Source organism: Aeromonas sp. MdU4 (genome assembly GCF_041929505.1).
Lineage (GTDB): Bacteria > Pseudomonadota > Gammaproteobacteria > Enterobacterales > Aeromonadaceae > Aeromonas.
Window position 1 is genome coordinate 17,534 of record NZ_JBHFMW010000007.1, and the last position, 19,329, is coordinate 36,862.

16 protein-coding genes are annotated in these 19,329 nt (G+C 61.5%); 8 read left to right on the forward strand and 8 right to left on the reverse strand.

Features of this window, described 5'->3' with window-relative positions; all coding sequences use genetic code 11:
• The first annotated feature begins 34 nt into the window (after nucleotides 1–34).
• Nucleotides 35–943, forward strand: a complete 909-nt coding sequence (locus ACE1BR_RS04805) for a YiiD C-terminal domain-containing protein (protein ID WP_374868100.1) — start codon at nucleotides 35–37, stop codon at nucleotides 941–943.
• A gap of 52 nt (nucleotides 944–995) precedes the next feature.
• Here the strand turns inward: ACE1BR_RS04805 and ACE1BR_RS04810 are convergent, their stop codons facing one another.
• The 4 genes from ACE1BR_RS04810 to gntU form a co-directional block, all read right to left on the reverse strand.
• Nucleotides 996–3,077: an AsmA-like C-terminal region-containing protein gene (locus tag ACE1BR_RS04810; RefSeq protein ID WP_374868102.1), complete on the reverse strand. Its 2,082-nt coding sequence runs from the start codon at nucleotides 3,075–3,077 to the stop codon at nucleotides 996–998.
• 144 nt (nucleotides 3,078–3,221) lie between these two features.
• A complete protein-coding gene (recG, locus tag ACE1BR_RS04815) occupies nucleotides 3,222–5,291 on the reverse strand; it encodes an ATP-dependent DNA helicase RecG (protein WP_374868104.1) in 2,070 nt (689 codons plus the stop codon).
• A 185-nt stretch (nucleotides 5,292–5,476) separates the two neighbouring features.
• Nucleotides 5,477–6,826 carry a CDP-diacylglycerol--serine O-phosphatidyltransferase gene (gene pssA / locus ACE1BR_RS04820; RefSeq protein ID WP_374868106.1) on the reverse strand — a complete coding sequence of 450 codons (1,350 nt, stop codon included), beginning with the start codon at nucleotides 6,824–6,826 and terminating at the stop codon, nucleotides 5,477–5,479.
• 149 nt (nucleotides 6,827–6,975) lie between these two features.
• Nucleotides 6,976–8,316: a gluconate transporter gene (gntU, locus tag ACE1BR_RS04825; RefSeq protein WP_374868108.1), complete on the reverse strand. Its 1,341-nt coding sequence runs from the start codon at nucleotides 8,314–8,316 to the stop codon at nucleotides 6,976–6,978.
• 242 nt (nucleotides 8,317–8,558) lie between these two features.
• On the opposite strand from gntU, the gene ACE1BR_RS04830 reads away from it, so the two are divergent.
• Genes ACE1BR_RS04830 through ACE1BR_RS04840 form a run of 3 tightly spaced genes read left to right on the forward strand, consistent with a single transcriptional unit; the run spans nucleotide 8,559 to nucleotide 11,526 of the window.
• Nucleotides 8,559–9,068 carry a gluconokinase gene (locus tag ACE1BR_RS04830; protein ID WP_374868110.1) on the forward strand — a complete coding sequence of 170 codons (510 nt, stop codon included), beginning with the start codon at nucleotides 8,559–8,561 and terminating at the stop codon, nucleotides 9,066–9,068.
• On the forward strand, nucleotides 9,065–10,861 hold the full coding sequence (edd, locus tag ACE1BR_RS04835; RefSeq protein WP_374868112.1) for a phosphogluconate dehydratase: 1,797 nt from the start codon (nucleotides 9,065–9,067) through the stop codon (nucleotides 10,859–10,861). Before ACE1BR_RS04830 ends, edd begins: the two co-directional genes overlap by 4 nt.
• Before the next feature lie 23 nt (nucleotides 10,862–10,884).
• Complete coding sequence (locus ACE1BR_RS04840; protein WP_374868114.1) at nucleotides 10,885–11,526, forward strand: bifunctional 4-hydroxy-2-oxoglutarate aldolase/2-dehydro-3-deoxy-phosphogluconate aldolase; 642 nt, start codon at nucleotides 10,885–10,887, stop codon at nucleotides 11,524–11,526.
• A 142-nt stretch (nucleotides 11,527–11,668) separates the two neighbouring features.
• Here the strand turns inward: ACE1BR_RS04840 and ACE1BR_RS04845 are convergent, their stop codons facing one another.
• On the reverse strand, nucleotides 11,669–12,676 hold the full coding sequence (locus ACE1BR_RS04845; RefSeq protein WP_374868151.1) for a substrate-binding domain-containing protein: 1,008 nt from the start codon (nucleotides 12,674–12,676) through the stop codon (nucleotides 11,669–11,671).
• Nucleotides 12,677–12,764: 88 nt separating this feature from the next.
• Here ACE1BR_RS04845 and ACE1BR_RS04850 point away from each other — a divergent pair, with 88 nt between their 5' ends.
• The gene (locus ACE1BR_RS04850) at nucleotides 12,765–13,415 is read left to right on the forward strand and encodes a Qnr family pentapeptide repeat protein (RefSeq protein ID WP_374868116.1); all 651 of its coding nucleotides are present in this window, start codon (nucleotides 12,765–12,767) and stop codon (nucleotides 13,413–13,415) included.
• 112 nt (nucleotides 13,416–13,527) lie between these two features.
• Here the strand turns inward: ACE1BR_RS04850 and envC are convergent, their stop codons facing one another.
• Nucleotides 13,528–14,880 (reverse strand): murein hydrolase activator EnvC, encoded by a 1,353-nt coding sequence (envC, locus tag ACE1BR_RS04855; RefSeq protein WP_374868118.1) that lies wholly within the window; start codon nucleotides 14,878–14,880, stop codon nucleotides 13,528–13,530.
• A gap of 9 nt (nucleotides 14,881–14,889) precedes the next feature.
• Entirely contained in the window at nucleotides 14,890–16,419 is a 1,530-nt protein-coding gene (gpmM, locus tag ACE1BR_RS04860) for a 2,3-bisphosphoglycerate-independent phosphoglycerate mutase (RefSeq protein WP_374868120.1), read from the reverse strand.
• Nucleotides 16,420–16,665: 246 nt separating this feature from the next.
• Here gpmM and ACE1BR_RS04865 point away from each other — a divergent pair, with 246 nt between their 5' ends.
• The 3 genes from ACE1BR_RS04865 to gpsA are packed head-to-tail and all read left to right on the forward strand — an operon-like array spanning nucleotide 16,666 to nucleotide 18,626.
• Nucleotides 16,666–17,097 carry a rhodanese-like domain-containing protein gene (locus ACE1BR_RS04865; RefSeq protein WP_374868122.1) on the forward strand — a complete coding sequence of 144 codons (432 nt, stop codon included), beginning with the start codon at nucleotides 16,666–16,668 and terminating at the stop codon, nucleotides 17,095–17,097.
• A gap of 51 nt (nucleotides 17,098–17,148) precedes the next feature.
• Nucleotides 17,149–17,619 carry a protein-export chaperone SecB gene (gene secB, locus ACE1BR_RS04870; RefSeq protein ID WP_033115599.1) on the forward strand — a complete coding sequence of 157 codons (471 nt, stop codon included), beginning with the start codon at nucleotides 17,149–17,151 and terminating at the stop codon, nucleotides 17,617–17,619.
• A 2-nt stretch (nucleotides 17,620–17,621) separates the two neighbouring features.
• Nucleotides 17,622–18,626: an NAD(P)H-dependent glycerol-3-phosphate dehydrogenase gene (gpsA, locus tag ACE1BR_RS04875; RefSeq protein ID WP_374868124.1), complete on the forward strand. Its 1,005-nt coding sequence runs from the start codon at nucleotides 17,622–17,624 to the stop codon at nucleotides 18,624–18,626.
• Nucleotides 18,627–18,695: 69 nt separating this feature from the next.
• Here the strand turns inward: gpsA and nfuA are convergent, their stop codons facing one another.
• On the reverse strand, nucleotides 18,696–19,274 hold the full coding sequence (gene nfuA / locus ACE1BR_RS04880; protein ID WP_374868126.1) for a Fe-S biogenesis protein NfuA: 579 nt from the start codon (nucleotides 19,272–19,274) through the stop codon (nucleotides 18,696–18,698).
• Between the last annotated feature and the right edge of the window lie 55 nt (nucleotides 19,275–19,329).

Genomic DNA, 19,329 nt, shown 5'->3' on the forward strand with positions numbered 1-19,329 from the left:
TGGTTTCCGACCAGTGTAACTCAAGGATCGATCTATGTACCGGGTGGTCACCCCACAGACAGCGGCCGAGCTGGATGCCTACTACCAATTGCGCTGGGAACTTCTGCGTAAACCCTTCAATCTGCCGGTTGGCTCCGAGCGGGACGAATACGACTCCGTTGCCATTCACCGACTGATGCTGGCACCCGACGGCACCCCCATTGCGGTGGGTCGCCTCTTTATCGGCGGCGACGAGGCGCAGATCCGCTTTATGGCGCTGCGTCCCGAATATCGCGGCCAGGGGCTGGGGGCCAAAATGGTGGAGGATCTCGAGCAGCTGGCCCGCAGCGAGAAGGTGAAACGGCTGGTGATGAACGCCCGTCAGGAGGCGGTGGAGTTCTATCGCAAGTGCGGCTTTCTCGAAGTGGGAGGCGGCCCCGTCTCCTTTGGCCGCATTCCCCATCGTCAGATGATCAAATCTCTGAGCCCGCTGCAGACCATCCAGTACCGCCCGGAGTGGTGTCAGGATCTCACCACCCGCTGGTCGCGCGGGGTGCCCATCAGCGAGAAGATGGGGATGCACATCAGCCACTACGATGGCCAGACCTTTCACCTCAAGGCCAATCTGGCGGCCAACATCAACGTGCATGGCAGCATGTTTGCCGGCAGTGTCTACAGCCAGTGCGTGCTGGCGGGCTGGGGGCTGATCTGGCTACAGCTCAAGGAGGAAGGACTGGTCGGTGAACCTGTGCTGGCCGAGAGCTCCATCAAATATCATGGCCCGGTCGATGAGGAGCCGGAGGCGCGGGTGGCCCGCGAGGGAATGCCCGCCGTACTGCAGCCGCTCAAACGGGGTGAGCCTGCCCGTTTCAGTCTCCAGATCAAGCTGTTCAGTGGCAACAAGCTGGCGGCAGAGTTCCTCGGTCACTACGTGGTGCAGCCGGTCAAGCGATCGGGCCATTAACGGCAGCGCGCTTCGCCACAAAACAAGGCCTCATTATGAGGCCTTGTTTGTTTTACCCTTGCTGGCTGTTGGTCGCCTGCTCGGCTTGGGCTTTTGGCGCAGGAGCAGGTCGCCAGAGCGGGGCGCTGTTGCCTTGCGGCGGGTAGCGCACCCCTACCTCCCAGCCGCAGGCGTCCTGTTTCGGCGGGAAGCTCCATGCCAGCGTGGGTGCCGTCAGCGGCCCGCGCCACTGGCCGAGTAGCTCGGCGCAGCGGTTACCGTTGAGGATGCCCAGATCAAGCTGCCACTGCTCGTTGACCAGATCGATCCCCCCTTGCAGCGCCAGCAGGTGGGTGATGGTGGAGGCACCAGCCTGCTCGATCTGCAGTTGTCCCTTGTCGATTTTGCCCTGCAGCTTGATGCGGTAGAAGGGGGTGTCACCCTCCTGCATCGCTTGCCACAGCTGATCCGGTGTCAGGATGGGCGGGGTCGCCCCCTTGAACCACTGATCCAGCAGCGGGTCTATCTTCACCTTGTCCCAGAACGGCTCGTCGGCATCGAGGGCAACGCTGCCCTGCAGGGTTTGCCGCCACTCGCCCGCCGCCTTGCCATGTTCGGCTTGCAGGTCGGCGCTCAGGTCTGCTTTGCCGGAGAAGGAGACGGGAGAGCCGAACATCTTGCCCCACTGTTCCAGATCGAGCTTGGTTGCCTTCAACTGCAGCGTGCTGCTTTGGCCCGGCTCGCGTCCCCACTGTCCGCTCATGCTGAGGCTACCCTCATCCGGCAGCGAACTGGCGAGCTTGCCCAGTTGCCAGGAGCTGGGGGTCAGCTCGCCATCCAGCTCGCCGTTGCGAGCGCTGAGGCCATCCCACACCAGCTCGAACCACTTGCTCTCGATGCGAGCGCGACCGAGCAGCGGACCGGGCTGGTTGCCGCGCAGGGAGAGATCGCTCAGATAGAGCTGCCAACCGGTCAGCGACAGGGGCAGGGTATCTTCGAAAGAGAGCACCTTGAGCTTGTCGAACGCCAGCTTGCGGATATCGACCTGCTGCGGGCGCCAGCTCTGCCAATCCTGCCACCACCCCTGTGGCAGGCTGATATCCATGCCGCTCAGCGCCAGGTCTTTCAGGGTTAGCTTCTGCTGCTGGGTATCGAGGGAGAGCTCGACACTGAACTCCCCTTCATAGGCCTTGCCCTGCAGCTCGGTATCGATCTGTTGGGGCGAGAAGGCGAGCTTGCCCTTGATCTCCTCCAGCTGGAACAGACCGCGCCCCATGTCGCCCAGGGTGCCGGTCAGATAGCCGCTCGGCTGGCTGCCCGCCTGCCAGTTGAAGGCGGTGAGCTGGCCGCTGAAGTTGTTGAAGGCGAGCTCCTGATGGATGTCGTTGAGGCTCACCTCGTCCAGCTGGCCGCGATCCAGCGATACGCGTTGTAGCGGGAAGCTGTGCTGTGCCAGATCCCCCAGCTCGACCCGCATGCCGCGTACTTTGAGATCGTGCAGCTCCAGGCTGCGAGCGGGCCAGTCGAGCACCATGCCTGTCTCGAGCAGGCCGTCGAACAGGTTGGTCACCAGCTTGTCGGTGCGCAGCACTTCCCCCTCCAGCCGTCCTTGCAGGTTGAGGCGGGCGAAGGTGAATTGCGGGGTCTCCAGCTGGCCGATATTGAGGCTCAGATTGGCCTGTGGCTGCCGTTTCGGGTCGATCAGCTCCCAGTCGCTCAGGGTGGCATTGAGACCGCGCAGGGTCAGTTCGCTGCTCTCCAGACTGAGCCGGTCGATGGTGCTGTCGCTGATGGTGAGGGAGTGTACCGGCAGACTTGGTAGCTGGTTGGGTAGCGGCAGCTTGATGGCGGGGCGGATCAGATCGAGATGGGCGATGCGCACGTCGCGGCTCAGCCAGTCGATGCTCTCGATCTCCAGATAGATCTTGTCGAGGGAGACCGCATCACCATAGCGCACCTGCTCCGCCAGCAGGGTGTAGGGGTGCAGCGGGTTGAACACCAGTCGCCCTATGGTGACCGGCACGCCGGTCTGCTGGCTGATCCAGCTGGCGATGGGGCCTTTGGCGCGCTCGGCGTCGAACAGACCGAGGGCAACCCAGACAAAAAGCAGCAGGAAGGCGAAGGTATAGAGCAGGCCGCGTAGCCAGGAATTCATGAGTGCTTTCCTCCTGTTTTTTGGGGGGGGTGTCAGGCGTTTGAGTTGTGATCTCGCAGGCCGAGCCAGCGACGGATCAGCGGTTCAACATGACTCGGGTGGCGGTCCATGAGGACATGTGCCCATCTTCTGCATCTACCTCGATCAGGCATTTGAATAGTGATCCCGTAAGCCAAGCCAGCGCCGTATCAAGGGTTCGACATGACTCGGATGCCTATCCATCAGGAAGCGCGCCATTTTCTGTACCTGCGGAATAAGCGGCTGATCCCGCACCAGATCGGCGATCTTGAGATCGGCCAGACCGGTCTGGCGGGTGCCGAGCAGTTCCCCGGGGCCGCGCAGCTCCAGATCGCGCTGGGCGATGAGGAAGCCATCGTTGGTCTCACGCAGCACCCCGAGCCGACTCTGTGCCGTCTTGGACAAGGGGGCATGATAGAGCAGCACGCAGTGAGAGGCTACCGCTCCGCGCCCGACCCGGCCGCGCAGTTGGTGCAACTGCGCCAGCCCCAGTCGTTCCGGGTTCTCGATGATCATCAGGCTGGCGTTGGGCACATCCACCCCCACCTCGATGACGGTGGTGGCGACCAGCAGTTGCAGTATGCCTGCCTTGAACTCCTCCATCACCCGCTGTTTCTCGACCGGGCGCATCCGGCCATGTACCAGCCCGATGTGCAGGCCGGGCAGCAGGTTCTGCAGCTCGGCGGCGGTATCCTCGGCGGCCTGACACTCCAGCACCTCCGACTCCTCGATCAGGGTGCAGACCCAGTAGGCCTGCTTGCCCTCGGTGCAGGCGAGCTTGACCCGCTCGATCACATCGCCACGGCGGCTGTCGGGCAGCGCGACTGTGGTGATGGGGGTTCGGCCCGGCGGCAGCTCGTCGATGACCGAGGTATCGAGGTCGGCATAGGCGGTCATCGCCAGGGTGCGGGGGATGGGGGTCGCGGTCATGATCAGCTGATGGGGATGGACCCCTTCCCGCTCCCCTTTCTCGCGCAGGGCGAGCCGCTGATGCACACCGAATCTGTGCTGTTCATCGATGATGACCAGCGCCAGACGCTGGAACACCACCTGCTCCTGAAAGATGGCGTGGGTGCCCACCACCATCTTGACGCTGCCATCGGCGATGGCGGCCAGTGACTCTTCCCGCGCCTTGCCTTTCTGTTTGCCAGCCAGCCAGCCGACCCCGATGCCGAGCGGCTCCAGCCACTTGGCGAAGTTGATGGCGTGCTGTTCGGCCAGCAGCTCGGTCGGTGCCATCAGCCCCACCTGACAGCCGTTGCCGATGGCTTGCAGGGCGGCCAGCGCCGCGACCAGCGTCTTGCCGGAACCCACATCCCCCTGCACCAGCCGCATCATGGGGTGGCTCTGTTGCAGATCCTTCCCTATTTCCGCCACTACCCGGCTCTGGGCACCGGTCGGCTTGAACGGCAGGGCACCGAGCAGCTGTTCGACCAGCGCGGGCGCCGGTTTAAGGGCGCGGGCCAGCTGGGTTTGTGCTTGAGCGCGCACCTTGAGTACCGAGAGGTTGTGAGCCAGCAGCTCCTCCAGTACCAGTCGCTGCTGGGCCGGATGCTGGCCGCTTTCCAGCAGCGGCAGTGCCACCGAGGGGGGCGGACGGTGCAGCAGCTTCAGGGCCGCGGCCAGTTCAATCTGATGGGGATAGAGTCCGGCGGGCAGCAGCTCCTCCACACCATAGAGGTCGAGCTGGGCCAACGCCTGATCGGTGAGGTTGCGCAGGGTGAGCTGGCGCAGCCCCTCGGTGGTCGGGTAGACGGGGGTGAGCGCCTCTTCGGTCTGGCCGGCCTGCTCTTCGCCGAGCAGCTTGTACTCGGGGTGGGCCATCTCCAGCCCGTATTTGCCGGGGCGCACTTCGCCAAAACAGCGGATCAGGCGGCCCGCCGCCAGACTGTTCTTCTGGGCGGCGGTGAAGTTGAAGAAGCGCAGGGTGAGAGTGCCGGTGCCGTCGCTGATGCGGCAGACCAGCATGCGGCGGCGTCCCATCACCAGCTGAGTGTCCTGGATTTCGCCCTCGACGGCACCATGCAGGCCGGGCGGCAGATCGCCGATGGGCCACACCTGGGTGCGGTCCTCGTAGCGCAGGGGGAGGTGGAACAGCAGATCCTGTACCGTGGCCAGCCCCAGCCGCTCGAGCTTCTCCTGCATCTTGCTGCCGACACCCTTGAGGCTATCGAGAGGAATTTTATCCAATTTCATCAATTAGATGCCCGAAAACACTGTAAATATGTCCAGATGATAGGGGTTGTTGATGGCTCGATGCAAGCCAAGTTGCAGCAGGTGCTGTGGGCGGGCAAGGGGACGCGAGGCTGAATGTTGGATACAACAAAGGCCTGCCCGTCAGGGGAGGCCTTTGCTTCATTGCCGCGGGGCAGGGGGGCCGGTCAGATGATCCGCTTGAGCAGCAGATGAGCCTTGACCCGGTGGATCCGTCCCAGCAGCTTGCGTACCTGTTCCGGGTAGTCGTGGATCTGCTCCACCTGGTCGAAGCGGCTGATGCGCTTGGTGTTGGCCAGGATGTTCTCCCGTTCCGCATTGAACTGGGGGCGCAGCAGATGACGGCGATCGTGCACCAGCAGACCATTCTCCAGATCCAGTGCCCAGGCGCGCGGGTTGAGGTTGTTGCCGGTGAGCAGGGCCCACTCGTCATCCACGAAGATCCCCTTGAGATGGTAGGAGTTGCGATCGCAGCACCAGAGCATCAGGTTGAGGCGGCCGTCGTCGATGTGACGCTGGTTGCGCTCGGCAAACTTGCGCAGGTTGGTCTCGTAGAGATAGGGCAGACCACCGATGGTGGAGAACTTCTCTTCCGGCGGGATGAAGAAGTCGTTGGCGGTCTTGTCGCCCACTACGATGGTCACCTTGCAACCGCGCTGCAGCAGATCCTCGATATCCTTGCTCAACTCCTTGGGCGGGTTGAAGTAAGGGGTGCAGATGAAGATCTCGCGCTCGGTGGAGCGCACCAGATTGCGGATCATCAGGTTGAGCTGGTTGTTGCGCTTGCCCAGACCTGCCATCGGGGTGATGGCCACCTCCTGCGTATTGACCGGCATGGTGCTGAAGCGGTACTGGCTCTGGCGCAGGCTCTGCTTGAAGCGGCGGATTGGCCCCTTCAGCTGCTTGGCGCTGGGCACGTCGCTGCGATCCAGCCTCTGTACCGCGTCGCTCTTCACGAACTGGTCATCCACATAGTTGACCATGCTGCGGGCCAGCTCGGGGCTGGTGATCTGGTGATAGCGGTCGAAGCGGTAGCGATCCTGCTGGTGCAGGTAGATGTCGTTGAGACTGGCACCGGAGTAGAGCACGGTATCATCGAAAATGAAGCCCTTGAGGTGCAACACGCCGAGCAGCTCGCGCCCCTTTACCGGTACGCCGTAGATTTCGATCTGGTGCTGGTGGTTGGCCGCCATCTCCTGATACATCAGGTGGTTGCCGCCCTGCTTGCCCTTGCCGATCAGGCCGCGCTGGGCGCGGTGGAAGTCGACGAACACCTTGATGTCGAGGGCCGGGTTGCGCTGCTTGGCGGCATAGAGGGCGGCGAGGATCTCCCGTCCGGCCTCGTCATCCTGCAGATAGAGCGCCACCAGATAGATGCGTCGGGTGGCACTGGCAATGAGCGCAAGAATGCGGCGTTTGAAATCCTGAGCGCTATAGAGCACTTCAAACTGATCCGCCGCAACGGCGATCTGGGGCAGGCGTGCCAGCAGTTGTCGATAATGGGCCGATGAATGCATAGAGAAACCTGAAATCACGGGGTTAAGCGTTCCACTCGGAGCGATGAATAGGCGATTCTAGCAATCTCACCCTCTCAGCCAAAGAAAGAATCGTCAGAAAGATGAAAAAGGCCTCACAAGTGAGGCCTTTTTTACAGCATTTGTGCTGATTAGAGGAAGCTGTAGATGATCATCGCCATCACGCCGCCGGTGGTGCCGATGATGGTCTCCATCACCGTCCAGGTCTGCAGGGTCTGCTTCTCGGAGAGGCCGAGGTAACGGTTGGCCAGCCAGAAACCGGAGTCGTTGACGTGGGAGAGGACGATGGAACCGCCACCGATGGCGATGGTGATGGCTGCCAGTTGGGCGCCATTCAGGCCGAGCGGCTCCAGCATCGGCAGTACCAAACCACAGGCAGTCAGCATGGCGACGGTGGCGGAGCCCTGAATCACCCGGACCGCGGCAGCCAGAATAAAGGCCAGTGCGACGATGGGCAGGCCAGTCTCAGCCAGCATGTTGCCGAGGGCGGCACCGACACCAGAATCCACCAGTACCTGCTTGAACACGCCACCGGCACCGGTCACCAGAATGATGACACCGGCTGGCTGGATGGCGCTGTTGCAGACGCTCATTACCTCGTCACGGGACATGCCGCGACGAATACCCAGCAGGTAGAAGGCAGCCAGACAGGCGACCATGATGGCGGTGAACGGGTGGCCGATGAACTCCAGCCAGCCGTGCAGGGTTGAGCCCGCCTCGACAAAGCGGCCAACGATGGTTTTGAGACCGATCATCAGCAGCGGCAGGCCGATCAGACCCATGGCCAGACCGAAGGAGGGCAGGGATTTGCCATCATCGTGGACACTGTTTTGGGCGTCGGCGGGCAGCGGCACATCAACGATCTTGCTGATGAAGTCACCGAACAGCGGGCCAGCCAGGATCAGGGCCGGTACGGCGGCGATCAGGCCGAACAGGATCATGTAGCCAAAGTCGGCACCCAGCTGGGAGGCGACCAGGATGGGACCCGGTGCGGGAATAAGGAACGCCTGACAGGTGGCGATACCCGCCAGCAGAGCGATACCAATCTTCACCACGCTGCCGCCGCCACGACGGACGATGGCGAAGGCGACGCCAATCAGCAGCACCACGGCCACGTCAAAGAAGAGCGGCAGGGCGCAGACAAAGCCGGTCAGCGACATGGCCCAGTTGGCGCGTTTGACACCGAACTTGCCGAGCAGGGTGTGGGCCACCCGATCGAGGGCGCCAGTCACTTCCATCACTTTGCCAAACATGGCGCCCAGTGCCACCACCACGGCGACGAAGCCGAGGGTGCCACCCATCCCTTTCTGGATGGTGTTGGCGATGTCGGCCGGGTTCATGCCAGCGGCAAGACCGGCCACCATGGAGACCAGGATCAGAGAGACAACGGCATGGAGCCGGGCCTTCATCACCAGGAAAAGCAGCAGCACGATCGAGCCAGCGGCCGTCATGATTAGAGAGATATCAGACATTGTTCTCTGTTCCTTTTCAGTTGTGCAGTGGCAATGCTGCAGGACTCGACACTAACCATAACGTTCTGATTTATTTGTATATATGGCTAGTCTGCAGCATCCGGCACAGGCCGTGGAGCGTTAGTTTCAGTCTGTGGCAGACTTCACATTTTTGATAGTTACCGGTAACATGTTACCGGTAACGTGCTAAATTAGAAGCCATTAACAGCTTGTTTTTTGAAAAGTGGGACAGAGGTCAAATTATGGCGGGTAAGTGCATTATCGTGATGGGTGTATGTGGTAGCGGTAAATCCAGCGTTGGCCTCAAGGTGGCAGAAGCGCTGCGCGCCAAGTTCATCGATGGTGATGATCTGCACCCCAGAGCCAACATTCAGAAGATGGCGGGTGGCAATCCGCTCAACGATGAGGATCGTGCCCCCTGGCTGGAGCGGATCCGCGATGCGGCTTATAGCCTCGAGCAAAAAAACGAAATCGGCGTCATCGTCTGCTCCGCTCTCAAAAAACAGTACCGCGACCAGATCCGTGAAGGTAACGAGTCGGTCAGCTTCATCTTCCTCGACGGCAGCCAGCCGCTGATCCTCGAGCGGATGCGTGCCCGCAAGGGCCACTTCATGCGCGAAAGCATGGTACAAAGTCAGTTCGATACCCTGGAGCGCCCGGATGGCGAAACCGGTGTATTCCACATCGATATCGACGGCACCTTCGAACAGGTGGTTGACCGCGCCGTCACAGCATTGGAGCAAGCCCAATGATCCATCAGGTTATTTCCAGCGTCACTGCCCGCATTCGCGAGCGCAGTGCCGCCCGTCGTCAGGCCTTTATGGCCCGCACCCAGCGTCAGGCCGAGCAGGGCAAGACCCGCGCCGCACTGGCTTGTGGCAACCTGGCCCACGCCGTTGCCGCCTGCAGCAGTGACGAGAAGGGGCGTATCCTCGACATGACCCGTGCCAACGTCGGCATCGTCACCGCCTACAACGACATGTTGAGTGCCCACCAGCCCTATCAGGGCTATCCGGATCAGATCAAAGCGGTGCTGGCCGAGCTGGGCCACAGTGCTCAGGTTGCCGGTGGCGTGCCCGCCATGTGTGACGGGGTGACCCAGGGTCAGCCGGGGATGGACATGTCCCTGTTCTCCCGCGACCTGATCGCCCAAGCGACTGCGCTGTCGCTCTCTCACAACACCTTCGACGCGACCCTGTTGCTCGGTATCTGCGACAAGATCGCCCCGGGCCAGATCATGGGTGCCCTCTCCCACGCGCACCTGCCGACTGCATTTGTGCCAGCTGGCCCGATGGCGAGCGGCATCAGCAACGACGAGAAGGTGAAGGTTCGCCAGAAGTACGCCGCCGGTGAAGTGGGTCGCGACGCCCTGCTGGAGATGGAGTGTGGCGCCTACCATGCAGCGGGCACCTGCACCTTCTACGGTACCGCCAACACCAACCAGCTGGTCTTTGAGGCCATGGGTCTGATGCTGCCGGGCTCCGCCTTCGTCCATCCGCACAGCGAACTGCGCCAGGCGCTGACCGCCGAGGCGGCTCGCCGTATCAGCGCCATGATCCCCGGCTCCCCTGCCTACCGTCCCCTGAGCGAAGTGCTGGACGAGCGCTCGCTGGTCAACGGTCTGGTGGCCCTGCTCGCTTCCGGCGGCAGCACCAACCACAGCATCCACATGGTGGCACTGGCCCGCGCCGCCGGTCTGGTGCTGACCTGGGATGACATCAGCGATCTCTCCGACGTGGTGCCGCTGTTGGTTCGCATGTACCCGAACGGCCCGGCCGACGTCAACGCCTTCGAACAGGCGGGCGGTGTGCCTGGTCTGATGCGCCGTCTGGCCGAAGAGGGGCTGATCCACATGGATGCCACCCCGGTCTTTGGCGAGATGCAGGATTACCTCAGTCGTCCGACTCTGGTCGATGGCCAGCTGGTATGGCAGCCGGTGGGCGAGAGCGGCGATGCGAGCGTGTTGTCACCTTCCGGCAGCGTGTTCAATGCGACCGGCGGCACCAAGCTGCTGGCAGGCAATCTGGGCCGCGCCGTGGTGAAGGTCTCCGCCGTCGCCCCCGAATATCGGGTAATTGAAGCGCCGGCACGGGTCTTCTCCTCCCAGCATGCGGTGGAGGCAGCCTACAAGGCAGGCACTCTCAATCAGGACGCCGTTATCGTGGTGCGCCACAATGGCCCGGCCGCCAACGGCATGCCGGAGCTGCACAAGCTGATGCCGATACTGGGTAACCTGCAGAAGGCGGGTCACAAGGTGGCACTGGTCACCGATGGTCGTCTCTCCGGTGCCTCCGGCAAGATCCCGGCCGCCATCCACGTCACCCCGGAAGCGCTGCACGGCGGGGCCATCGGCCTGCTTGCCGATGGCGATCTGCTGCGGGTGGATGCGGTGAGTGGTCGCCTCGACTGCCTGACCGATTTGAGTGGCCGCACCCAGGCCGAGATTGACCTCACTCTGGAACAAGAGGGGTGGGGCCGTGAACTGTTCAGCGTGATGCGTCGCGCGGTATCGAGCGCCGAGTGTGGCGCCACGATTTTTGACTAAGAGCCTTTGACTAAGGAAGAGCTATGCAGAACTGGAAAGTGACCCCGGCCGAGGTGTTTGCCGCCTCCCCGCTGGTACCCGTGATGGTTATCAACGAGCTGGATCAGGCCCTGCCGATGGCCAAGGCGCTGCTCGATGGCGGCATCTGTGTCTTCGAAATCACCCTGCGCACCCCGGTGGCGCTCGATGCCATCGCTCTCATCGCCAAGGCGATGCCGGATGCCATGGTCGGTGCCGGTACCGTGCTGAACTGCGCGCAGTTTGATGCAGCCGTCGCCGCCGGTGCCCGTTTCGTCATCTCCCCGGGGATGACCCCGGCCCTGCTGGCTCACGCCGCCAAGAGCACGGCGCCGCTGATCCCGGGCGTTGCCACTCCTTCCGAGGTGATGCAGGCGCTGGAAGCCGGTTACGACCATCTGAAATTCTTCCCGGCCGAAGCGAACGGCGGCACCAAGGCGCTCTCCGCCATTGCCGCCCCGCTGCCCCAGGTGAAGTTCTGCCCGACCGGCGGTATCAGCCCGAAAAACGTGGCCGACTATCTGGCACTCAAGTGCGTGGCCACCGTCGGCGGCTCCTGGATGCTGCCAGCAGATGCGGTCAAGAGCGGCAACTGGGAAGAGGTGACTCGCCTCTCCCGCGAAGCGGTTGAAATGGTTAAACGTTAATCGCAAGTCGTGCAGAACAATCAAACAGGCCACCCTCGGGTGGCCTGTTTTGTTATGGGGGAAAATGGGAAAGAAGGTGCTGAGTGGGTGGCCACCGGCGTCGCCGATCCCGGTTATAGCGCTTGCCGCCGCTCGGGAGGGGTTAGCTCAGGCTCTCCCCTTCATAAAGAGAGAAGCCCATATCCTTGCGGGTCTCTGGCAGGGGGTGACCGTTGAGCCGGGCCAGCAGCATGCTGGCCGCTTCGCGGCCGATCGCTTCCCGCGGGGTGACAATACTGGCCAGCTTGGGGGTCATGGCGTGGCCGATATCGAGGGCGTTGCTGCCAGCGATGGCGATCTGTTGCGGCACCGGGATCCACTTGGCCTGACACTGCAGCAGGGCGCCGACCGCCAGGTCATCGTTGGTGCAGAACAGGCCGTCGAGGTCGGGGTAGCGCACCAGCGCCTGTTCCAGCAGCTCGCCGCCGAGGGTAAAGGTGGAGGATTGTTCGGTCAGCAGGTGCTGGCCGGTCAGGCCAAAGTCGGCCATCGCCTGATAGTACCCCTCCATCCGCAACTGGGTGCGCACATCGAGCCGGGCCCCCAGATAGACCACCTTGCGTCGGCCCCGGCGCAGCATCTCTGATACCATGGCCCGGGCGGCGGCCTGGTGATCCATGCCGACCACCATGTCGATGGGGGTTTGCGGCAGATCCATGGTCTCTACCACCGGAATTCCGGCGGTGGCGATCATTTTGCGGGTGCGCTCGGTGTGGCGACTGTCAGAGAGGATCAGGCCATCCACGTTATAAGAGAGGAGTGAGGCGATCTGCTCCTCCTCCCGCTCCGGGCTGTAGCCATAGTGGGCAAGCAGGGTCTGGTAACCGGCTGGCCGGGTCACGGCCTCAATGCCATGCACTACCGCGGAGAAGACCTGATTGGAGAGGGATGGGATCAGGATGCCGATCGCCTTGCTGGTCGCATTGGAGAGAATATCCGGTGCCCGGTTGGGGATATAACCCAGCTCCTCTACCGCCATGGCAATCCGCGCCCGGGTGCCTTCGGCCACGCTCTGCGGGTCGCGCAGATAGCGGCTGACGGTCATCTTGGTGACGCCGGTCTGATCGGCGATATCTTGCAGGGTGGGGCGGCGTTTGCGGGTGGCGTGCATCGGGGTGTCCAGCATGGATGTTACCTGTAACATTACCGTTTTCAGCGGACAAAGTCAGCATACGAAACCGTATTCGAGGGAGTTTTCGATGATCAAAGGCAAGCAGTTCGAGGGAGTTCGTTTTGAACAGCAGGATGTGGAGGGGGAGCAGTTCTCGGGCTGTCGCTTTATCGACTGCAACTTCTCCTGGCTGGATCTCAGCGATAGCCGTTTCACGGATTGCAGCTTTTACGATCGGGAGAGTGAACGGGGCTGCCTGTTACAGGGTTGCGACCTGCGTGAGGCCAGCTTTCTGCGCTGCGATCTCACCATGGCCGATTGCAGCCGCAGCCAGTGTCTGGGGCTGGAGTTGCGCGACTGTCAGGCGGTGGGCATCAACTTTGGCCACGCCAGTTTTGCCAACCAGATCACCGCCAAGAGCTACTTCTGCGAGGCGCATCTGACCGGCAACAACTTCAGCTACGCCAGCTTCGAAGGCTGCCTGCTGGAGAAGTGCGATCTGAGTGGCAACCGCTGGCAGGGGGCCAACCTGTTCGGTGCCTCGCTGGCGGGCTCCGATCTCAGTGGCTCCGAGTTTGGCCAGATCGATTGGAACAGCTTCAATCTGCAGGGGTGCGACCTGCGCCAGTGCGATCTGCCGGGGCTGGATCTGCGCCGGGTCAACCTGGATGGGGTGCAGATCAACGAAGATCAGCAGCAGACGCTGCTGGAGCAGATTGGTTTGATCGTCTTCCCCTGAGGAGGCTGAAAAATATGTAATTTTTCACCAAAGAGGGGCGGAGAGCGCTCTCTTTGAATGATAAAAGCCTGCGCAGGGCAGGCTTTGGACGGGGTGGGGCTTGGGTGGCATGTTACGAGCGTTTGCCCAGCCACTTGGTCGGGTTGATGGCTTCGCCCTGATAGCGGATCTCGAAGTAGAGACCGGGTCTGTCCTGGCCGCCACTGTCACCGACCAGCGCCACCGGTTCCCCCTGTTCCACATTCTGGCCCACCTGACGCAACAGCGACTGGTTGTGACCGTAGAGGCTCATGTAGCCCTTGCCGTGGTCGATCACCAGCAGCATACCAAAGCCGTCGAGCCAGTCGGCGTAGACCACCTGGCCGGGGGCGACCGCCTTGACCTGGGTTCCTTCGCTGGCGCCGATCAGGGTGCCCTTCCACTTAAGCTCGGCGGTACGCGCTGAACCGTAAGCGATCAGGATTGGGCCCTGTACCGGCCAGCGCAGGCTGCTATTGGTCTTGAGGCCGCTGTAGTGGCCCGCCGTGCTGATGCCGGACCCCCGCTCTGAGGTGCTGGCCGTCTCTTCGACAGGCTCCGGTTGTTTGACCGTTTTGTTTTGCTGGGCGGCGAGTCGCTGCTGTTCGGCACGGCGCTGTTCGGCCAGCTTGCGCTGACGCTCTTGCTCCGCTTTCAGCTTGGCCAGCCGTTCCCGCTCAGCCCGTTCGCGGCGCTCCTGTTCTTCCCGCTTGCGGCGCAACTCCTCCAGCCGGGCTTTCAGCGCTTTCTCTGCCTTGACCAGCTGGGTCAGCTTTTGTTCGTCATCTTCGACCGACTGCTGCAACTGGTTGCGCACCTTGGCCCGGCTCTGCTGACTGGCCAGCAGGGTTTGATGGTGCTCCTGCTGTTCGCCGAGCAGGGTTTGCAGCTTGCTCTCGGTCTCTTTGGTGGCTTGCTGGTTTTTCGCCAGCTTGTCGCGGGTGGCGCGCAGGGCTTCGATGGCTTCGATACGCGCCTTGTTGAGATAGTCGTAGTAGTCGAGCGAGCGGCTCAGTTTGGCTGGATCCTGCTGATTGAGCAGCAGTTTGAGGTAGTCATGGTTGCCCGCCTGAAAGGCGCTTTCCGCCTGTTTGGCCAGCAACTGTTTCTGATGTTTGGCTTGTTGCTCCAGCTCCAGCTTGTCTTTTTGCAGGTTGGCCAGCTTCTGCTGGTTCTGCTTGAGCTGCTGCTTGGTCTCATCGAGTTTGGCTGCGGCAGCCGAGATGGCTTGTTCGTCAGCCTTGAGCTGGGTATTGAGCTTGGCAAGCTCCTGCTTGCTGAGCTTGATGGTCTTTTGTTGCTCTTTGATCTGGGACTGCATGGTGCCCAGCTGCTGATTGGCGGCCAAAACCGGTTTGCTGGCGCCAAACGACAGGCAAAAAAACAGCGCGCCGGCCAACAGGCCGACGCGACTGGTTTTCTGTGAAATAACTTCGCATCCCCGCATGGGGAAGGATTATTTCAGAATCATCAGGGGCTTGCCACTCATTTCCGGCGGCACCGGCAGACCCATCAGGGTCAGCATGGTAGGGGCCAGATCGGACAGTTTGCCACCCTCGGCAACCTCGGCTTTGCGGCCGAAGTAGATGAGCGGAACCGGCAGATTGGTGTGGGCGGTGTGGGCCTGACCAGTCTCTTCGTCCATCATCTTCTCGGCGTTGCCGTGGTCGGCAGTGATCAGGCACTCGCCACCCACTTCGGCCAGCGCGTCGGTGACGCGACCGATGCAGTGGTCAACGGCTTCACAGGCTTTGACGGCGGCATCGAACACGCCGGTGTGACCAACCATGTCGCCATTCGGGTAGTTACAGATGATGACGTCGTACTTGCCGCTCTTGATGGCGGCAACCAGCTTGTCGGTCAGCTCTTCGGAGCTCATTTCCGGCTGCAGGTCGTAGGTGGCGACTTTCGGGCTGGCCACGATCTCGCGATCTTCGCCAGTGAAGCAGGACTCTTCGCCACCGTTGAAGAAGAAGGTGACGTGAGCGTACTTCTCGGTTTCGGAGATGCGCAGCTGGGTCTTGCCCTGCTTGGCCAGCCACTCACCCAGGGTGTTGACCAGAGCGGTCGGCGGGTAGGCACAGGCAGTTTTGATATCTGCCGCGTATTCGGTCAGCATCACGAAGTTCAGTTTTGGCTTTACTGCACGGGCAAAGCCGGTGAAGTCGGCATCAACGAAGGCGCGGGTGATCTCACGGGCACGGTCGGCACGGAAGTTCATGAAAATCAGCGCATCGCCGTCAACCATCGGAGCCGCTTCGCCGATGCGGGTGGCTTTGACGAACTCGTCGTTCTCGTCGCGGGCATAGGCGGCAGCCAGTGCTTCGGTGGCGCTCTCGGTGGTGAACTCGCCCTTGCCCTGAGTCATCAGGTCATAGGCTTGCTGGACGCGATCCCAGCGGTTGTCACGGTCCATCGCGTAGTAACGGCCGATCATGGAGGCGAAACGACCCTTGCCCAGCTTGGCGAACAGGGCGTCGAACAGCTCGATGGAGGATTGGGCGGAGCGCGGCGGTACGTCACGGCCATCCAGGAAGGCGTGCAGATAGATCTTCTCGGCACCACGCTTGGCTGCCATCTCGATCATGCCCATGATGTGCTCTTCGTGGCTGTGCACGCCACCCGGAGAGATCAGACCCATGATGTGAACGGCTTTGCCGTTGGTGACGGCAGCGTCAACAGCCTTGGCCAGCTCGACGTTCTGGAAGAAGTCACCGTCCTTGATCTCTTTGGAGATGCGGGTCAGCTCTTGATAGACGATGCGACCGGCGCCGATGTTGACGTGGCCCACTTCGGAGTTGCCCATCTGGCCATCCGGCAGACCGACATCCAGGCCGGAGCCGGAGATCAGGGTGCTGGTGTAGTCACGGGCCAGGCGATCGAGGTTGGGAGTCTTGGCGGCAGCGACGGCGTTGTGCTCTTGCTTGGTGCTGTAGCCCCAACCGTCCATGATGACCAGAACCAAAGGTTTCTTAGCTGTTGACATAAGACTATGTCCTCTCGGATTGGAAAAAATGCGGGAAATGAAACTAGCGTAATATTACTACATCTGCCGAAATAGTCACCTGATAGCCAAGGGGCGCTCCAGCGACCTTGCAAGCCACGCCCTTCCTGCCATGCCCGCTTTCCGTTGATGATGGGAGCCTGCTCGCGCTTTGCCGCCAAGATGGCTGATCTTATCAATACCCCCATGTATACTCGGGCCCTTGTCTTGGTCCCTGGATAGTAGAAGATGCAAGAGTATTTGGATTTTGCGACCCGTAACCCGCTGCTGACCGCAGCCTGGTTGGGTCTGGCTGGCACCCTGGTTTACACCACTGTGCGTGCCCGTTTGTCTCCGGTAAAAACCGTCAACAACCACACGGCAACCCTGCTGATCAACCGTGAGAATGCTACCGTGGTGGATATTCGCAGCCAGGAAGAGTTTGCCAAGGGCCATCTGGCCGGAGCCCAGCACCTGCCGCTCACCCAGATCCAGAGCAATAACCTGGGCCCGGTTGAAAAGCATAAAGATGCCCCCATCATAGTGGTGTGCGAGTCAGGAATGACTGCGGGCGGCGCGGGCCGTCAGCTGAGCAAGGCTGGCTTCAAGCAGGTATATGTGCTCGACGGTGGCATGGCCCAATGGCGTGCAGAGAATCTGCCGGTAACCAAAAAGCGCTGATTGATTTAAGGGCCCAAGCCCACTTATCCATATAACAAGGAATCAAACGAAATGGCTGACGAGATCAACAACCAGGAAGTACAACCGGAATTCCACATCCAGCGTGTCTACACCAAGGATGTCTCTTTCGAAGCGCCCAACACCCCGCACATCTTCCAGAAAGAGTGGCAGCCGGACGTCAAGCTGGATATGGATACCAAGACCAACATCCTGGCTGACAGCGTGTACGAGGTTGTTCTGACCCTGACCGTGACCTGCAAACTGGAAACCGAGACCGCCTTCCTGTGCGAAGTACAGCAAGCCGGTATCTTCACCATCGGTAACCTGCCGGAGCCGCAACTGGCCCACTGCCTGGCTGCCTTCTGCCCGAACATCCTGTTCCCGTATGCCCGCGAAGCCGTGGCCAACATGGTGAGCAAGGGTTCCTTCCCGCAGCTGAACCTGGCACCGGTCAACTTCGATGCCCTGTTTGCCCAGCATATGGCGCAAGCTCAGGCCCAGCAGGCGACTGCGGAAGCCTGATAATGGCTGACCAGATCGCTATCTCGGTCCTTGGGGCGGGGTCTTACGGCTCCGCCCTTGCCATTTCTCTGGCGCGCAACGGTCATCCGACCCTGCTGTGGGGTCACGATCCCGCCCATGTCGCCGAGTTGGAACAGGACCGCTGCAACAAGGCATTCTTGCCGGATGTCCCTTTTCCCGCCGATCTGCTGCTGACTGCGGATCTGCAACAGGCGGTGCAAACCGCCCCCGTGCTGTTGCTGGTTGTGCCGAGCCATGTATTTGGCGATGTGCTGACCCGGATCAAGCCTTTCCTGCGCCCCGATACCCGTATCGCCTGGGCGACCAAGGGGCTGGAACCGGACAGTGGCCGTCTGCTGCAAGATGTGGCCCGCGAGGTGCTGGGTGACGAGATGCCGCTGGCGGTGATCTCCGGCCCGACCTTCGCCAAAGAGCTGGCCGCCGGTATGCCGACTGCCATCTCGGTCGCGTCGACCCACGACGATTTCGCCGACGATCTCTCCCATCTGCTCCACTGTGGCCGCTCGTTCCGGGTCTATACCAATCCGGACTTCGTCGGTCTGCAACTGGGTGGTGCGGTGAAGAACGTCATCGCCATCGGTGCCGGTCTCTCCGATGGGCTGGGCTTTGGTGCCAACGCCAGAACCGCGCTCATCACCCGGGGTCTGGTCGAGATGCAGCGCCTCGGTGCCGCGCTTGGAGCCGATGCCAAAACCTTTATGGGGATGGCCGGGCTCGGAGATCTGGTGCTGACCTGTACCGATAACCAGTCGCGCAACCGTCGCTTCGGGCTGGCGCTTGGCGCCGGTAAAAATGTCGACACCGCCATGACCGAGATCGGTCAGGTGGTAGAGGGGTATCGCAACACCAAAGAGGTGCATCTGCTGGCGGCGCGCTGCGGTGTCGAGATGCCCATCTGCGAGCAGATCTTCAAGGTGCTCTACGAGGGGAAAAACCCGAAAGAGGCCGCCATCGCCCTGTTGTCGCGCGACAAGCGGGACGAGTAATCTGCCGATTGCCCATGCAAAAGGCCCCGCCAGCTGGCGGGGCCTTTTCTTTGCCGCAAAGGCAATAAATCAGTAGTAGGAGTGGTCGCCGCGCTGGTGCTCGGTGGCGTCTTTCACACCGTTGAGCTCGCCCGGGAATTTCTCCAGCAGCTGCTTCTCGATCCCCTCTTTCAGGGTGTAATCGACCATAGAGCAGCCGTTGCAACCGCCACCAAACTGCAGGATGGCGTAACCATCTTCGGTCAACTCGGTCAGGGTCACCTTGCCGCCGTGACCGGCCAGCATGGGGTTGACCTCGGAGATAAGGGCGTATTCGATGCGCTCGATCAGCGGGGCGTCGTCGGCCACTTTACGCATCTTGGCGTTCGGTGCCTTCAGGGTGAGCTGGGAGCCCATCTGATCGGTGACGAAGTCAATGGTGGCATCCACCAGGAAGGGGGCGCTCAGGGGATCGACCATGCAGTCGAAGCCGCTGAATGGCAGGTGCTGATCTTCCGGATCCACGGCATCGGGTGGGCAATACGATACGCCACACTCGGCATTCTGGGTTCCCGGATTGACCACAAACACCCGGATATTGGTGCCATCAGGCTGTTTTTCCAGAAGTTTACGGAAATGGGCCTGGGCGGCGTCGGAAATGCTGATCATCACTATCCTCATAAACCTGAGTGTACGACTAGGGTATTCATAATAACGCGGTTAT

What these genes read in the sequence shown, in the direction of transcription:
- ACE1BR_RS04830 (WP_374868110.1), top strand. Translation starts at nt 8,559, where the DNA reads ATGGCGGGTAAGTGCATTATCGTGATGGGTGTATGTGGTAGCGGTAAA.
- ACE1BR_RS04845 (WP_374868151.1), bottom strand. Translation starts at nt 12,676, where the DNA reads ATGCACGCCACCCGCAAACGCCGCCCCACCCTGCAAGATATCGCCGAT.
- pssA (WP_374868106.1), bottom strand. Translation starts at nt 6,826, where the DNA reads ATGCATTCATCGGCCCATTATCGACAACTGCTGGCACGCCTGCCCCAG.
- edd (WP_374868112.1), top strand. Translation starts at nt 9,065, where the DNA reads ATGATCCATCAGGTTATTTCCAGCGTCACTGCCCGCATTCGCGAGCGC.
- gpmM (WP_374868120.1), bottom strand. Translation starts at nt 16,419, where the DNA reads ATGTCAACAGCTAAGAAACCTTTGGTTCTGGTCATCATGGACGGTTGG.
- recG (WP_374868104.1), bottom strand. Translation starts at nt 5,291, where the DNA reads ATGAAATTGGATAAAATTCCTCTCGATAGCCTCAAGGGTGTCGGCAGC.
- ACE1BR_RS04805 (WP_374868100.1), top strand. Translation starts at nt 35, where the DNA reads ATGTACCGGGTGGTCACCCCACAGACAGCGGCCGAGCTGGATGCCTAC.
- envC (WP_374868118.1), bottom strand. Translation starts at nt 14,880, where the DNA reads ATGCGGGGATGCGAAGTTATTTCACAGAAAACCAGTCGCGTCGGCCTG.
- ACE1BR_RS04865 (WP_374868122.1), top strand. Translation starts at nt 16,666, where the DNA reads ATGCAAGAGTATTTGGATTTTGCGACCCGTAACCCGCTGCTGACCGCA.
- gpsA (WP_374868124.1), top strand. Translation starts at nt 17,622, where the DNA reads ATGGCTGACCAGATCGCTATCTCGGTCCTTGGGGCGGGGTCTTACGGC.
- gntU (WP_374868108.1), bottom strand. Translation starts at nt 8,316, where the DNA reads ATGTCTGATATCTCTCTAATCATGACGGCCGCTGGCTCGATCGTGCTG.
- ACE1BR_RS04840 (WP_374868114.1), top strand. Translation starts at nt 10,885, where the DNA reads ATGCAGAACTGGAAAGTGACCCCGGCCGAGGTGTTTGCCGCCTCCCCG.
- secB (WP_033115599.1), top strand. Translation starts at nt 17,149, where the DNA reads ATGGCTGACGAGATCAACAACCAGGAAGTACAACCGGAATTCCACATC.
- ACE1BR_RS04810 (WP_374868102.1), bottom strand. Translation starts at nt 3,077, where the DNA reads ATGAATTCCTGGCTACGCGGCCTGCTCTATACCTTCGCCTTCCTGCTG.
- nfuA (WP_374868126.1), bottom strand. Translation starts at nt 19,274, where the DNA reads ATGATCAGCATTTCCGACGCCGCCCAGGCCCATTTCCGTAAACTTCTG.
- ACE1BR_RS04850 (WP_374868116.1), top strand. Translation starts at nt 12,765, where the DNA reads ATGATCAAAGGCAAGCAGTTCGAGGGAGTTCGTTTTGAACAGCAGGAT.